This is a genomic window from Planctomycetia bacterium (assembly GCA_021413845.1).
Taxonomy (GTDB): domain Bacteria; phylum Planctomycetota; class Planctomycetia; order Pirellulales; family PNKZ01; genus PNKZ01.
In genome coordinates this window covers 107,224-121,492 of sequence record JAIOPP010000026.1, presented here as the reverse complement: position 1 = coordinate 121,492, position 14,269 = coordinate 107,224, and the positions used below count along the sequence as shown (strand labels likewise).

Sequence of the window (14,269 nt, the reverse complement as noted above, 5' to 3'; positions counted from 1 at the left end):
CGCCCCGACTCGCACATTTTCAATTACTCGAATCCGTCCGGGATTCGGCCGAAGGCGATTTTGTTTTCTAAGGGTTCGCGGTAGTCGTGCATCGAGCCGAAGTAGGCTGTCGACGTGCCCCAGCGATCGTTGATCTCGTCGAGGGCTTGCGAGAGTCGTTGCAGCTTGTCGGTCTCTTCGAAGAGCGGGCGCGCTACTTGAGTCGCCAACACTAGGCCTGTAACGCTCACGTCGACCTTCTTGATCGGGAAATCGTGCGGCAAGCAGCGCTCCCAGAGCTTGTGAAATTGTTGCAGCAGCGTCGGCGTGTCGTTCACGCAAGGGAGGCCGATCTCGTCGGACACGTGACGGCCCGCTACGTCCGTCAGCGAGATTCGCAGCTTCTCGGCGAAATATCCGCTCCGTCGGAGGCGCTGCGCAAGTTTACAGACGAGCACCGTCAGGATGCCGCACGCTCCCGCCTCGTTGCGAAGATGAGGAGCCAGGACGTTTCCATGACTCATCGACCGCCGACGGGTCGCCGGTTCCGGTTCGTCGTGGCCGTGGAAGCCGGCCCACCATTGGGCTCCTAAAATCGAGCCCCAAATGCGGACGGCTTGCTCCCGGCTCACTTCCCACAACGCGCGAACGTTCCGAACGCCGTGCCGCTCGAGCCGCGCGAGCATGCCGTCGCTGATGCCGCAGAGATCCTTAAGCGATAAACTTTCCAAGCGGTCGGGCAGGTCGCTTATAGGCAGCACCGTTAGGCCGTCGGGCTTTTGTAAGTCGCTGGCTATTTTTGCCAGCAGGCGCGTCGGTGCGATGCCGATCGAGCACGTTAGCCACGGCCCGAAATCTTCGTGAAGTTGCCACTTGGTGTCTTGCGCGATTTTCCGGGCCTGTTCTGCGCAGCGATGATCGCCCCGTAGCTGAACGGACCATTCGTCGATCGAGTAAACTCGCTGAACCTCGGCGCAGCGATCTACGCTTTGCAGAATGCGATGATGCATCTGCACGTAGATGTTCGGACGCGCTTTCACGAGCTTGATTCCCGGGCACAACTGCCGAGCCTCGCGCACGCCCGTGCCGACCTTGACGCCCAAGCGCTTCGCGTCGTAACTGGCCGCGATCACGCAGGTGCTCTCCGTCTCGACGGGGATGATTCCCACGGGCCGCCCGCGCAGCTCGGGCCGGAGATACTGCTCCACCGAGGCGAAGTAAGCATCCATGTCCGTGAACATCCAGTTCATGGCCGGATGCGTCTCTATAAGATTAGTGTTCATTTGAACACTAATAGAATAAGACGCGCAAGGTTTAGCAAGCAATTTCGCGAGCTTCTCTTGCCGCGAGTCCGGCAAGCCGCGAATTCAGCAGCAGGGCTCGCAAATCAAATCGTCGCGCCGCCGGCGATCGCCATGAGCGTCCGTAGTTCGTCTTCTACTTCGCCCGGATCATCGACTGTCGAAGCGACTTCTTGACGCAACAATTCGCCGTAGCGCCGGCGCATGCGATGGATCGACATGGAAACGGCCGCCGCACTGAGGTTCATGCGCCGGCTGATCTCCGTGCGAGGGAGCGCATCGCCGCGATGCATGAGATACGGTTCCAGCAGCGCGAACAACGCTTCCTTTCCGGCTTGCCGATAGTCGTCGACCAAGGCCGAACGAACCTTCGACAAGAGCGCTTCGACCCAATTGCGCTGGAAGCACATCTCCGGCGTCTCGGCGTGCGTCGGTTCGCGATCGAATCTCGCCGGAAAGTCTTCGGCCGACAGCGAGAGAATCTTGACCGCGCCGCCGCGACGAATCGTATCGGCGGCGCGACGCTGGTTCGCCATGAAGTTTCTGAAGGCCACCAAGAGAAACGAGCGGAATCGTCCCTTCTCCGGCGACACCGATTCCAGCGCATTGCCGCTCAGCAGGTGCGTGAAGAATCCTTGAGTCAGATCCATCGCGTCGTGTTCGCCGTTTCCCTGCCGGCGCGCGTAGGCGTACAGAGGATACCAATACGACTGCGTCAACTCGGTGAGCGCCTGTTGCGTAGCTTCCGACCCGACGGCACCGGCGCGCAAGACGACGCTCCACTGCGTCGTGGCGAAGCGTTTCTTCGGCGGCAGGTCTTGAAGCGAGTCCGACATGGGCAGGGGAGCGGGGTCGATTCGGCGGAGCCTAGTTCGCTTTCCGCGTAGGCGTGAATAAGATAGACGTAAAACGAGTTTCCTGATTCAGGCGAGTGGGGAACGTGCGACCGGTCGGTTTGCGAGCGAGAGCGTTTCAGTATACGACATACAAGTTCTGAAAACACGGTGCCCGATCTTCGCGAGCGAGCGATGTGGGTAGCCCCCCCTCAGTGACGTAGCTTCTCGAATGACGCGCGATGCGGAAGCAACTTGCCGATTTTGCGGAAAGCCGGTTTCAGGCGGCAACGACGCCGGTTGCGCTTATTGCTTGTTGCAGCTTGGGCTCGGCTCCGGAGGGTCGTCGTCGCGCGTCGATAGCGAATCCCGCTCGACCTTCAGCGGCGGTTTGGTTTCCGCCGTCGAGCGCTTCATCAAACAGGGTGTTTTACCGCAGTTCGGCGACTACGAACTGGAATCGGAGATCGCCCGCGGCGGCATGGGAGTCGTCTATCGGGCCCGCCAGCGGAGCCTGAACCGAACCGTCGCCGTGAAGATGATTCTCGGAGGGCAGTTAGCCAGCCCCGAATCGATCCGTCGGTTTCGCTTAGAGGCCGAAGCGGCTGCGCGGCTGCATCATCCGGCGATCGTCCCGATTTACGAAATCGGTGAATTCGAGACGCAGCACTTCTTCAGCATGAAGCTGATCGAAGGGGTCAGCCTCGCGGAATGTATTCGAGATTTTCGGCTTACCGAAAAGTCGGGCACCACGGCGAAGCATGAGCAAGAGATTTGCATCGCCGAGCTGATGGCCCGAGTGGCGCGGGCCATCGAGTTCGCGCATCAACGGGGCGTTCTGCATCGAGATTTGAAGCCGTCGAACATCTTGATCGACGAGCAAGGCCAGCCGCATCTCACCGATTTCGGCCTCGCGAAACTTACGGGGAACGACGACGGCGGCCTCACGCTTTCCGCCGCGATTCTCGGAACGCCCGGCTATTTAGCTCCCGAACAAGCGGCCGGCCGGCTCGATCTGGTAACGACCTCGGCCGACGTTTACGGCCTCGGCGCGACGCTCTACGAGTTGCTCACCGGACGTCCGCCGTTTGCGGGCGCCACGGCCTGGGAAACCATGCGCTCGGCGATCGAGCAAAGTCCGACGCGGCCGCGGCAATTGAATCCGGCCGTGCATCGCGATATCGAAACGATCGCGCTCCGCTGTCTGGAGAAGGCGCCTGAGCGGCGCTATCCCTCGGCGGCGGCCGTCGCCGACGAGCTCGAACGTTTTATCCGCAACGAGCCGATCGTCGCTCGCCCGGTCAGTCGTGTCGAGCAAGCTTGGCGCTGGTGTCGACGCAATCCGCGGTTCTCCATTCTCGGCGGCACGCTGCTGTTCACGATCATCGTCGGCTCCGGCGTTGCGTTTTGGCAGTGGCAACGTGCACAGAGTGCGAACGTCACGTTGACGGAGAACGTCGCGCATCTGGAGTGGGGTGCGATCGACGCGATGCTCGAGCAAGGGGAATCGTCGAGTGCGCTGGCGAAGACGGCAGCACTGCTGCGAGAGAATCCGAATGATTGGAAAGCCGCGATGTTCGCGATGTCGGTGATGGAAAACCGGCGCTTTCCCGTTCCCGCTGCGCCGCTGATTCGTCATCCGGATGGAAACGAGTTGACGGTCGCGCGGTTAAGTCCCGACGGACGGCGCATCGTCACGGCGTCGTACGACGGCACGGCGCGGCTATGGGACGCTTCGACCTCGGAGCCCGCGGCACCTCCGCTCGTGCATGCGGGGCCGGTGACTTGGGCGGAGTTCAACTCCGACGGCTCGCTGCTGGCGACTTGTTCCGACGACAAAACGGTGCGGCTGTGGGAGGCCGCGTCGGGCCGTCCGGTCGGGGCTCCATGTTTACACGACGAACGGGTCGTGAAAATCCAATTTAGTTCCGATGGCCGATATCTCCTCTCTCGGACGCCGCAAAGCGTCTCGATCTTAGACGGCAAGAACGGCCTGGTCCTTCTCGGGCCGTTGCGGCATGAAGGGAAAATCGCGGCGGCCCGTTTCATCGACGAAGAGAAAGCGTTCTTCACTTCTCAATTGAACGGCGAAGAATCCCGACTGCGCGTTTGGAAACTTCCGTCGGGCGAAGAACAAGCCGGTTTGAAAGTCGGGCCGTTTCGCGATGCCGACGTCAGCGACGATCTCACGCGCGCCGTCGTGGTCGATGCGCGAGGGCGCGGTTGGATTTCGGATTTCCCTTCGGGAAAGAACCGCAAAGAGTTTATCGGCGTCGATGGAATTCTGGTCAATGCGGCCTTCGGAACGGGCAACGACCAGATCGCCGGCATCGGACTGAGCCACTACGCTCGGGTCTGGGATGCACGTACCGCTCGGCCGATTTCTCCTCCGCTCCCCCATTATTATTTGCTCGAAGGAACCGCGTTTCTCAACGCCGGCCGGCATTTGTTGTCTTGGGCCGACGACTCTCGCGCGCAGATTTGGAACGTCGCGACGGGCCGAAGCTATTGCGAACCAATGCGCCATCAGCATCGGGTCGTCCATGCGGAGTACGACCGTCGCGCGACCGACGAGGTTTGTTTGACAACGGTATCGCATCTGAAGTCGCGGTCGTCCGACACGAAGACCGGGGCCGCGCAACTATGGAGAATCGTCGATGGTCGCAATCCACTCGACCGCTCCTTCGGAGCAGACGATCCCGGCGCGCACGACGCCTGCAAGATCAGTCCCGACGGCCGCCTCGTCGCGGTGGCGAAGACGACGAGCGAAGTCTGGATTTACGATCGCGCGACCGGTGCGGTCGTTTCCGGGCCGTTGCGAGTCGCCGGCGGAGCCTGGGGAATTATGTTTTCACCCGACGGGAGTCGCCTCATCACCACGACTTCGCGCGGCCAAGTTTCGCTCTGGTCGATCCCGGAAGGCAAGCTCGCGACCGAGCGCGTCGTGTTTCCCACGACGATTCAACCCGCGGAAATCTCTCCGGACGGGAAACGCTTCGCCACGGGATCGACCGACATGATGGTGCGCGTGTGGGATGCGACGACCGGCCGACCCTTGTGGGAAAAGCGGCATGGTTCGGAGATCAACGCGCTCGCCTTCTCCTCCGATGGGCTTCAGTTGGCGAGTGCGGGAGAGGATCGCGTCGTACGGCTCTGGGACACCTCGACCGGAGAGTTGGTTCGTGAATTCGTCGGACATGGAAATGAAGTGATGACGGTTTTCTTCAGTCCCGACGGTCGGCGGTTGCTCACCGGATCGCTCGATTTCACCGGGCGAATCTGGGACACGGCCACGGGGAAAGAGCTCGCGATTCTTCCTCACCAGGGAGATGTGATCGACACGGCCTACTCGCCGACCGGCCGCTATGTAGCCACGGCCTCGCGCGATCGGACGGCCATGATCTGGGACGCCGAGACGGGGCTTCCTCACTCGCGCGGCTTACGGCACGAGCAAGGAGTGCGCAACTTGCGATTCAGCGCCGATGGCGAACGCTTGCTGACGCTCGACTTTCGCGGTTTGCGAGTGTGGGATGTCGAGACGTGCCATCCGCTGACGGTACATCTCGAGCAATTCATCAACGGCGGCACCGGCTTTCAAGGTACCAGTACGCGGTTCGCCGTCAGCCCCGATGGTCGGTCGGCGGTCGTCTCCATGGATAGTTTCCAAGCGAAGATGTGGAACTTCTCGACCCCTTCCAGGAAAGCGCCGGCTTGGTTTCCCGAATTGTTGGAGGCGGTCGCCGGTCAGCGCTTCGCGGCGGGTGCGGATCGCGCCGAGAGCGTGCCGTCGGAGAGCTTCATCAACCTCGAGCGCCGTCTCAAGGACTCGACGGAAACCGACTCGTATACGACTTGGGCTCGCCGCTGGCTATTCGGCGCACGCCCGAGCGAGCGATAACGCGCCGAGTGCTCGGGCGTTCTGCGAGGCTATTAACTCGCGATCGTGCGAGGCGATATTACTTGCAGGGAGCGCCTGGAAAACACGTTCGGATACGATCTGAATGGCGACTTCTTCGTTACCGAAAAATGCGTTATTAGCGGAGGAATCGTTACGGTATCGCTCGGGATCGACGGGCCGAAAGTCGATTTCCCCCGATATTTAATACGGCGACGTTAATTCACGACGATACGCAATCACAACCGTGGTGGATTCTTGTTATAATTTTCGCACTGGAGAGATCAGGCCCTATGCGGGAACAAGCTCATGAGCGCGCGACCTGTGGGTGAATTATCGAAGACGTCCGTTTCAGGCGCGATCGCTGCTCGCCCGGCTCCCACCATCGAACATATTCGTCTGACGGTGCCGCAGCATGCCGGCGAGGCGACCTTGCCGGCGCAGATCGGCAAGTATCGCATCGTGCAACTTCTCGGCCGAGGATCGCAAGCCACGGTCTACAGGGGAGTGCATCTCGAACTTTCGTCGCGCGACGTAGTCATCAAATGGGCGAACGCGGAGCTTCCTCCGGAGTTGCAAAAATCGATCCTCGCCGAAGGGAAGATTCTCGCCGAGCTCGATGATCCCGGCTTAGTGAAGGTGTACGACGTCGACTTCGCCGAAGGTCGGCCGTATATCGTGTTCGAGTATGTCGCCGGTCGCACGCTGTACGATGAAGCGCACGGAACGACGATCGTTCCCGCTCGGGCCGTATCGATCGTGGCCGACTTGGCGCATACGCTCGAGTCGGCGCATCGCCGCGGAGTGTTGCATCGAGATCTGAAGCCGGCCAACGTGCTGATCGACTCGCAAGACCGTGTTCGCGTGCTCGACTTCGGCCTCGGCACTTCGTCGTCGATCTGGACCGAAGCCCGCGCAACCGAGTCGGGCATTTCCGGGACGCTCCCCTACATGGCTCCGGAGCAGGCCGCAGGGCTTGAAAGCACGCTGGGGCCTTGGACCGATGTTTTCGGGCTCGGTGCAATTCTCTACGAACTCCTCACCGGTCGACCTCCGCACGATGTCGGTGCGTGCGCCTTGAGCCGCGCCTTCGAGGTCGTCAAGCTCGGGCAGATCGCGCCGCCGCGCAGCATTCGTGCCGACATTCCTCCGGAACTCGAAGCGATCGTCCTACGGGCCCTGGCAAAATCTCCCGCGGATCGTTTCGCCAATGCCGGCCAATTGGAAGGGGCGCTTCGCAATTACCTCCAGCGGCCGAAGCTGAAACGGAGGACTGCCGCCGTCGTGAGCCTGATGCTCGTCGCTACGGTTGCCGCCGTGGCTTGGCTCGTCAGGCCCGACGCGACTGGGCAGAGCGTCGCAGCAGTCCCGGCTGTTTCGCCGGTGGCCGATGCGGTACCCCCAAGGCTTGCCGGAGAGTTGAAGGTGCGCGTATGGAGCACTGCCGGAAACACGAAGCGAGGCATCTCGATCGCCGATCCGAACGCGCTGCCGGTTCGCAACGGCGAGCAGGTCCATCTCGAGGTGTCGCTCAATCGTGCCGCTTATCTTTATCTGGTTTGGATCGACTCCGAAGGGAAAGTGACTCGGCTCGACGACGTCGGACCCGGCGGAGCGACGCCGCGCAGCGAGTTGCATAGCCCGGCCAAGCTCGATCAAGGCTGGGAGATGGTCGGCGCGCCGGGCCTGGAGACGATCGTTTTGTTAGCCGCCGAGCAGCGGCCGGAAGACGGCTTGGACTTGGCGAAGTTGATCGGCACCTTGCCGGCGACAGGCCCTGCGGCCGGCGACGGTTTCGTCGCCTTCGATATCGATCGCACGCGCGCCGCTGCGTCGTCGCTCGATGTCGTCGTGACCGACGCAACCGCCGGGACGCGCGGGCCGGGCTCGATCCAAACGATCGACGATCCGGTCATTCAGTCGCTCGAGCGCCTTCGCGAACGCTTCGATCTGGTGAAAGCCGTGCGGTTCGCTCATCGATAGCGCGGCACGAAAAGCTGCGCAACGCTTCTCAGGAACAGATGCATGTCGAGTAGTTATCCGGTTCGCTGCGCCGCGATTGCGCTGCTGGTTTGTCTGACGTTTCACGGCGGTGCGATTCGTGCCGAGGGTGACCTGTGGCGCACCGACTTCGAGGCGGCGAAGATTCAATCGCAGACCGAGAAAAAAGTCTTACTGCTCTACTACACCGCCTCCGATCGAGTTCCGCCGTGCATGACGATGAAGCGGGAAGTGTTCGATAGCGAGGCGTTCGAGGCCGAGGCTCGCCGGCGGTTCGTCTTGGTCGAGGTAGACTTTCCTGGCAAGAAGGTTCTCCCCGCAGCGGTCAAGAAACAGAATGACGAGCTCTCGCGCAGGTACGGTGTTACCCAAGTGCCGATCGTGCTGTTGATCGCCCCCGACGGCGCGGTGATCACGAAGACCGGGTATCGGACCGGCGGCGGAGAAAAGTACGTCGCACATCTGCGCGAGCTGACGGATGCCTATGCACGCTCGATCGTCTTACAGGGCGAGTTGCCGAAGAGCCGAGGTCTCGAGCGCGCGAAGCTCCTGGATGAAATGGTTCGCTGCCACGACACGCTCAGCCACGACAAGGAGATCGCGCTGGCGCTGAGCCGAGAGATCCTCGACTTAGACCCCCGAAACCAAACCGGCTTAAACGGCAATCACGTTTTTCGCATCGCGATGGATGACGCAGATAAGTTATTGAAGCAACGCAAGATTCAGGAGTCGCTCGCGGCCTACGATCGCATCCTCGCGCTTCCCGGAATCACCGCTTTGCAGAAGCAAGCCGCCTACATGGACCAAGTGGGCTGCTACTTCGAAATGAGAGATTTTCGGGGCGTCATCGCCGGCCTAGAGCAGGCCCGCGCGGCGGCTCCGCGGAGCGACCGAGTGGAGTCGATCTACGGGCGTTATGAGAAAAGCGCTCCGTTCGCCGCGGCCCAGAAGATCATCGCGGAAGTCAACGTAAGTCTCGGAAAAGCGACGGGGCTGGAGCGGGCCGTGTTGTTGGATCGGTTATTCGAAGCGCAGAGAATTTTGAAGCGCGCTCTTCCCGATATCACTCCGACTCGAAGTTTCGAAGCTTGGTCGCGAGAGATCGTAGCATTGGATGCCGAGAACAAAGCCGGCCTGAAGGCCAAGCATGCCAACTCTCCGCCGATCGAGTTGACGTCGATGGATCTGACCGCAAAAAACTTCACGCCCGCAGAGGGGGCGCAGATCCAAGAGGCGAACCGATTGGCTCAAGAAGTGGTCGCGCTTTACAAGCAAAACCGATTCCGCGAAGCCTTGCCCCTGGCCGAAGAATGCTTGGCGATTCGCCGCAAGGTGCTCGGCAATGATAACGCCGGCACGGCTCAAGCGGTGAATAACGTAGGAGCCCAACTCTTAGGCCTCACGCGGTATGCCGAGGCGATCCCCTACTACGAAGAGTCGTTGGCGGGCAGGAGGCGAGCCTTCGGGAATAGAACTCTCGAAACGGTCGATTCGCTTACTAGCTTCGGCAGCTTGTTCAAAGCGATGGGGGACTACGGAAAGTCGCGACCCTACTACGAAGAGGCCTTGGAGATTTCGACGCAAGTCCTCGGACCTCGGCATCCGGATACGGCCGTAGCACTCAACCATTTGGGCGTGTTGCTGAGATCGATGGGGGAATACGAAACGGCACGCTCCTACTTCGAGCGGGCACTCGCGATCTATCTCGAGGTCTATGGAGAAAAACATCAAAGTTCGGCCAACGCGCTCGGCAATCTAGGTTCCGTATCTCAATCGCTCGGGGAAGAGGCAACGGCTCGGCGCTACTTCGAACGCTCGCTCGCGATCCGCAAAGAAGTTCTCGGAGAGAAAAGTCTGGACGCCGCACATGCTCTCGATGGCATCGGGGGGGTTCTCACATCGTTGGGGGACCACGCAGCCGCGAGGCCCTACTTCGTTCAGGCTCTGGCGATCAAAAAGGAATACTACGGCGATAAACATCCCGATACGGCCATCGCACTCAACGCCATGGGTAAGTCGTTCGTCGCCATGGGAGAGTTCCAAAACGCGCGCTTGTGTCATGAACAATCCCTCGCGATCTTCAAGGCGCTCACAGGAGATAAACATCCCGAGATGGCGGTCTCGTTGAATAATCTCGCCGCGGTACTGAAGGTGCAAGAGGGCCAAGCAGCGGCTCTTCCCTATCAGGAACAGTCGCTCGCAATTTGTAAAGAGTCTTTGGGAGCTCGGCATCCCAGTACGGCTCAGGCGCACTCGAGCGTAGGGTGGGCATGCCGGGCCTTAGGAAAATATGAGGCCGCGCGGACTCATCTCACGCAAGCCGTGGCGATCGAGCGAGAAGTCTTAGGACCGACACATCCTAGTACGGCGGACTCCCTCATCAGCCTTGGGACGATCCTGTTCGATTTGGGTGAAGTAGATCAAGCGATCAAGTATTTAGCCGAAGGGATCGGGATTCGCCAGGTCGTGCAAGACGGAGTGTTCGCCGTCGCTTCGGAAACCGAATCTTTAAAGCTCGTGGCGAAATTCCGCTGGCCGCTGGATGTGCTGATCACCGCTTCGAAGAACACCGAACAGGCGAACAACGAGCTCTATGCCCACATCTGGCCGGGACGGGCCGCGGTGTTTCAACTTGCCGCCGATCGCTGCCAAACATTGGCACATTCACTGGCGCCGGAAGTCGAACCGCTCTATCGCACGTGGCTCGAAACGCGTCGAGAACTGTCCCGACTCACGTTGGCGCCGATGAACGCCGCCGATCCCGAGCGGCTTGCGGTTCGTCGCGAACTGCTGCGGCAAACGACGATTCGTAAGGAAGAGTTGGAACGGCGGTTGGCGGCGTTCGTCCCCGAAATTGCGCAAGGGCAAGCGCAACGGCGTCGGCCGCATACCGATCTGGCTCACGCGCTGCCGGCCGATGCCGTGTTCATCGATCTGCTTCGTTTCGAGCACTGTATTCACGACCCGAACATCGAAGCTTCGAAGGCGAACTACAGCATCCCGAGCTATGTCGCGTTCGTCGTCACTCGCGACGGGCCGTTGCAACGGATCGATCTCGGTCCTGCCGCGCCGATCGATGCTCAAGCCAAGGCCTGGCGCGAGGCGATGCTCAGCGGCAAGTCCGCCACGGCCGTCGAGGAGCTGCGCCGGCTCGTTTGGCAGCCGCTCCACGCCGCGCTTCCGGCCGACGTAAACACGGTCTACCTCGTGCCCGACGGACCGTTGACGTCGCTCCCTTGGGCCGCGCTTCCGGGCAGTAAGCCGGGCACGGTGTTGCTAGAAGAAACGGCACTGGCGATCGTGCCCAACGGCCGAGTGCTGCTGGATCATTTAGAGCGTCCATCGACCCCGACCTCCGAGGGCGCGCTGCTGGCCGTCGGCGGCGTGCAGTACGGCGTCGCTCCGATCGACGCTTCGACCTCGATGCAGATCGCGAAACTTCGTGCCGCCGCCACGGATGAAAAGCAAACGCTGCATTGGCCCGAGCTCCCCGGCACGGCGAACGAAGTGACGGGCATCGAGAGGTTCGTCGGCGAGCGTTCGGTCGTGAAGCTGACGGGCAACGCAGCCGGTACGGCGCGCGTCATCTCCGAGTTGCCGAAGGCCCGCTGGGCCGTCTTCGCCACGCACGGCTTCTTCGCCGATCCCGCCATGCGCAGCGCGATGCAGATAGACGAGTCGTCGTTTCGCGATCGCTTGCCCGATGTTGCGAGCAACTTGACGGGCCGCAATCCGCTGTTGCTGTCGGGGCTCGTCTTCGCCGGTGCGAACTTGCCCCGGCCGCTCGACGATTCCGGCGTACCCCAAGGCGACGGCGGCATTCTTACTGCCGAAGCGATCGCCGGTCTCCCCCTCTCGAAGCTCGAGCTCGCCGTCCTCTCGGCCTGCGAGACGGGCCTAGGCGAAGTCGCCGGCGGCGAAGGAGTGTTCGGATTGCAGCGCGCGTTTCACGTGGCCGGTTGCCGCAATGTCGTCGCGAGTCTTTGGAAGGTCGACGACGAAGCGACCTCGGCCTTGATGCGGCTCTTTTACGAGAACCTGTGGCGGAAGAATCAACGCCCGCTCGAGGCGCTACGCAACGCGCAATTGACGATCCTGCGCAATCCGACGGAGATCCGCGCGTATGCCGGCCGAGCGCCGGGGGCGGCGAAGCCTCTGCCCGACGGGGGACGCATCAGCGCAGCTTCCGTCGCGCCGGCCCGCGCCGACGTCCGTCGCTGGGCCGCGTTCCAACTCTCGGGCTCCGGCAAATAAAGGCTGCCGGCTGCTCGGCAAACGCGAGAATCTACTTCTCCGTCGCCGCTTTCGGCTGAGCCGGGTTGGATGGAGCCGCCGGCGGAGTCTTATCGTATTTAGCCTTGAGGCCGGCTTGGTTTTCCGGGTCGAGTTGTACGATCTCCTGCGACCACTTCTCGATCTGGGCCGGCAGCTTCGGATCGCGAACGGCTGGGCCGAGCACCTTGTGAGCTTCGATGAGTTGATCCAATAGTTTCGCGCGACCTACACCCGTGGCGTTTTCCAATTCGGTTTGCGTCTTGGCGATCGTAGACTGCGCCGCGGCGAGGGGGGCGAATCGTTTCAAGGTCGATTCGATCGATGCGGCCCGGTCGCTCTGGGGAGCGGCGGCGAGGGCTTGCTCCAAGCATTTCACGACCCCCGCGAAATCCTTGAGCGCGAAGCAACAGCCTCCTTGCTCGAAATAGGCATTCTGCTTCTGCACTTCGGTGATGCCGGACAATTCGATGGCTTTGTCGTAGGCCGCGCGCGCTTCGGCGGCTTTCCTCTCCGCGAGCATCTTCGCGGCGTCGGTCATCAACCCTCGGTAGGTGTACTTGACCTTGAGGCCGGCCTTGTTGTCCGAATCCAAGGCGACGATCTCGCGGCCGTATTTCTCCGCTTCCGCGCTCTTCGCGTCGAGCTTCTCGCAGCCGGCGACGATCTCATCGAGCAGCTTCGCGCGGTCGAGCCCCGCGACGGAGTCCAGCTTGCTCTTGAGCTTCGCGATCTGTTCGTAGGTCGAAACCAAGTCTTGCAAATGCTTGACGTAGACCTCGCTACCGCCGGGACGATAGCCGGTTCGGCTGACGACGTTTCCTTCGACGTCCAGCAACAGGACGGTCGGGTAGCCCGAGATCTCATAGCGCTTCGCCAACTCGGCATTCTGCTTTTTCAGTTCGTCAGACAAGACCTTCTTGTTCGGGAAGTCCAGTTCGACCAACACGAACTGCTCGGGAGCTGCGGTCTTAAACGCTTCGCCGTCGAAGACCTCGGCCTTGAGCCGCATGCACGGCGGGCACCAATCGGAACCGGTGAAATCGACCAGCAGCAATTTTTTCGCGGCCTTCGCTTGCGCTTTCGCCGCCTCGAAGTCCGTCAGCCAAGGGCCTTCCTCGGCACGTGCCGTAGCGTCGCAGAAACCGACGCAAACCATGAACAAGATCATCGCGATCCGAACGGCACACTGGCTTAGCATGGGAGAATTCCTGAGCGAGTTATTGCTGACTTCGATCGGGTCGACCGGAGGAACGATACCGAAAACGCAGGGCGTGATTCTATCACCTCCACTTGGCACCACTACTATTGCGGGGTCCTCTTTTTGTCGATTTTCTTGTGCAGGCCTGCAATCGCGACCCCGGAGGCTCGGGTGCTTGATGCGCAGCGGCCAAGGCTTAGAGTTGGAAGCAGTGACACGCGAAAACGCCCGCCCCGATGAATCGGAATCGCTGCCATGCCTCCCTCGGTGCCTCACCCCGCGACCTTCGGCAGCGAGCAGCTTCTCGCCGAATGTTCACGACAGCACACGCGCCGCACCGGGCCAGGGGGGCAGCATCGCAATAAGGTCGAAACGGCCGTCGTGCTCACGCACATTCCGACCGGCATTCGGGCCGAGGCCAATGAGACTCGCAGCCAAGCGCAAAACCTGGCAAAGGCGATCTTTCGCCTCCGCCAGTCGCTCGCCGAGCAACTCCGCCGACCGATCGAGCCGGATGGACCGCCGAGCGCTCTGTGGCAGTCCCGAACGCCGCGCCGGAAACTCACGGTGAGCGACGATCACGCCGATTTTCCGTCTCTCTTAGCGGAAGCTCTCGATCGAGTCGCAGGCTGCGAGTTTGATTTGAAGATCGCTGCCGAGCAGTTGCATGTTTCGACGACCCAACTGGCCCGCTTCCTGCAACAATCGCCTTTGGCTTGGCACTGGGTCGGCACGGAGCGAAAAGCTCGCGGCCTTCGCCCGTTACGGTAAGGCGCAATTAATCCAC

At 61.3% G+C, this 14,269-nt stretch carries 7 protein-coding genes; 4 read left to right on the top strand and 3 right to left on the bottom strand.

What is annotated here, in order from left to right; all coding sequences use genetic code 11:
* Positions 1-23: 23 nt before the first annotated feature.
* Positions 24-1,229: a type VI secretion protein ImpB gene (locus K8U03_05885; GenBank protein MCE9604421.1), complete on the bottom strand. Its 1,206-nt coding sequence runs from the start codon at positions 1,227-1,229 to the stop codon at positions 24-26.
* A 137-nt stretch (positions 1,230-1,366) separates the two neighbouring features.
* Positions 1,367-2,116 carry a sigma-70 family RNA polymerase sigma factor gene (locus tag K8U03_05880; protein ID MCE9604420.1) on the bottom strand — a complete coding sequence of 250 codons (750 nt, stop codon included), beginning with the start codon at positions 2,114-2,116 and terminating at the stop codon, positions 1,367-1,369.
* 229 nt (positions 2,117-2,345) lie between these two features.
* Between K8U03_05880 and K8U03_05875 the strand changes: the two genes are divergently transcribed.
* The 3 genes from K8U03_05875 to K8U03_05865 all read left to right on the top strand — a co-directional run bounded on the left by K8U03_05875 (position 2,346) and on the right by K8U03_05865 (position 12,263).
* Complete coding sequence (locus tag K8U03_05875; protein MCE9604419.1) at positions 2,346-6,011, top strand: protein kinase; 3,666 nt, start codon at positions 2,346-2,348, stop codon at positions 6,009-6,011.
* Positions 6,012-6,317: 306 nt separating this feature from the next.
* Positions 6,318-7,991, top strand: coding sequence for a protein kinase (locus tag K8U03_05870; protein ID MCE9604418.1), 1,674 nt, complete (start codon positions 6,318-6,320; stop codon positions 7,989-7,991).
* Between the two features lie 42 nt (positions 7,992-8,033).
* Positions 8,034-12,263, top strand: coding sequence for a tetratricopeptide repeat protein (locus tag K8U03_05865; GenBank protein ID MCE9604417.1), 4,230 nt, complete (start codon positions 8,034-8,036; stop codon positions 12,261-12,263).
* A 31-nt stretch (positions 12,264-12,294) separates the two neighbouring features.
* Here K8U03_05865 and K8U03_05860 read toward each other — a convergent pair whose 3' ends face one another.
* Positions 12,295-13,482 (bottom strand): thioredoxin family protein, encoded by a 1,188-nt coding sequence (locus tag K8U03_05860; protein ID MCE9604416.1) that lies wholly within the window; start codon positions 13,480-13,482, stop codon positions 12,295-12,297.
* 255 nt (positions 13,483-13,737) lie between these two features.
* Between K8U03_05860 and K8U03_05855 the strand changes: the two genes are divergently transcribed.
* Positions 13,738-14,253: a peptide chain release factor-like protein gene (locus K8U03_05855; GenBank protein ID MCE9604415.1), complete on the top strand. Its 516-nt coding sequence runs from the start codon at positions 13,738-13,740 to the stop codon at positions 14,251-14,253.
* The last annotated feature ends 16 nt before the right edge of the window (positions 14,254-14,269 follow it).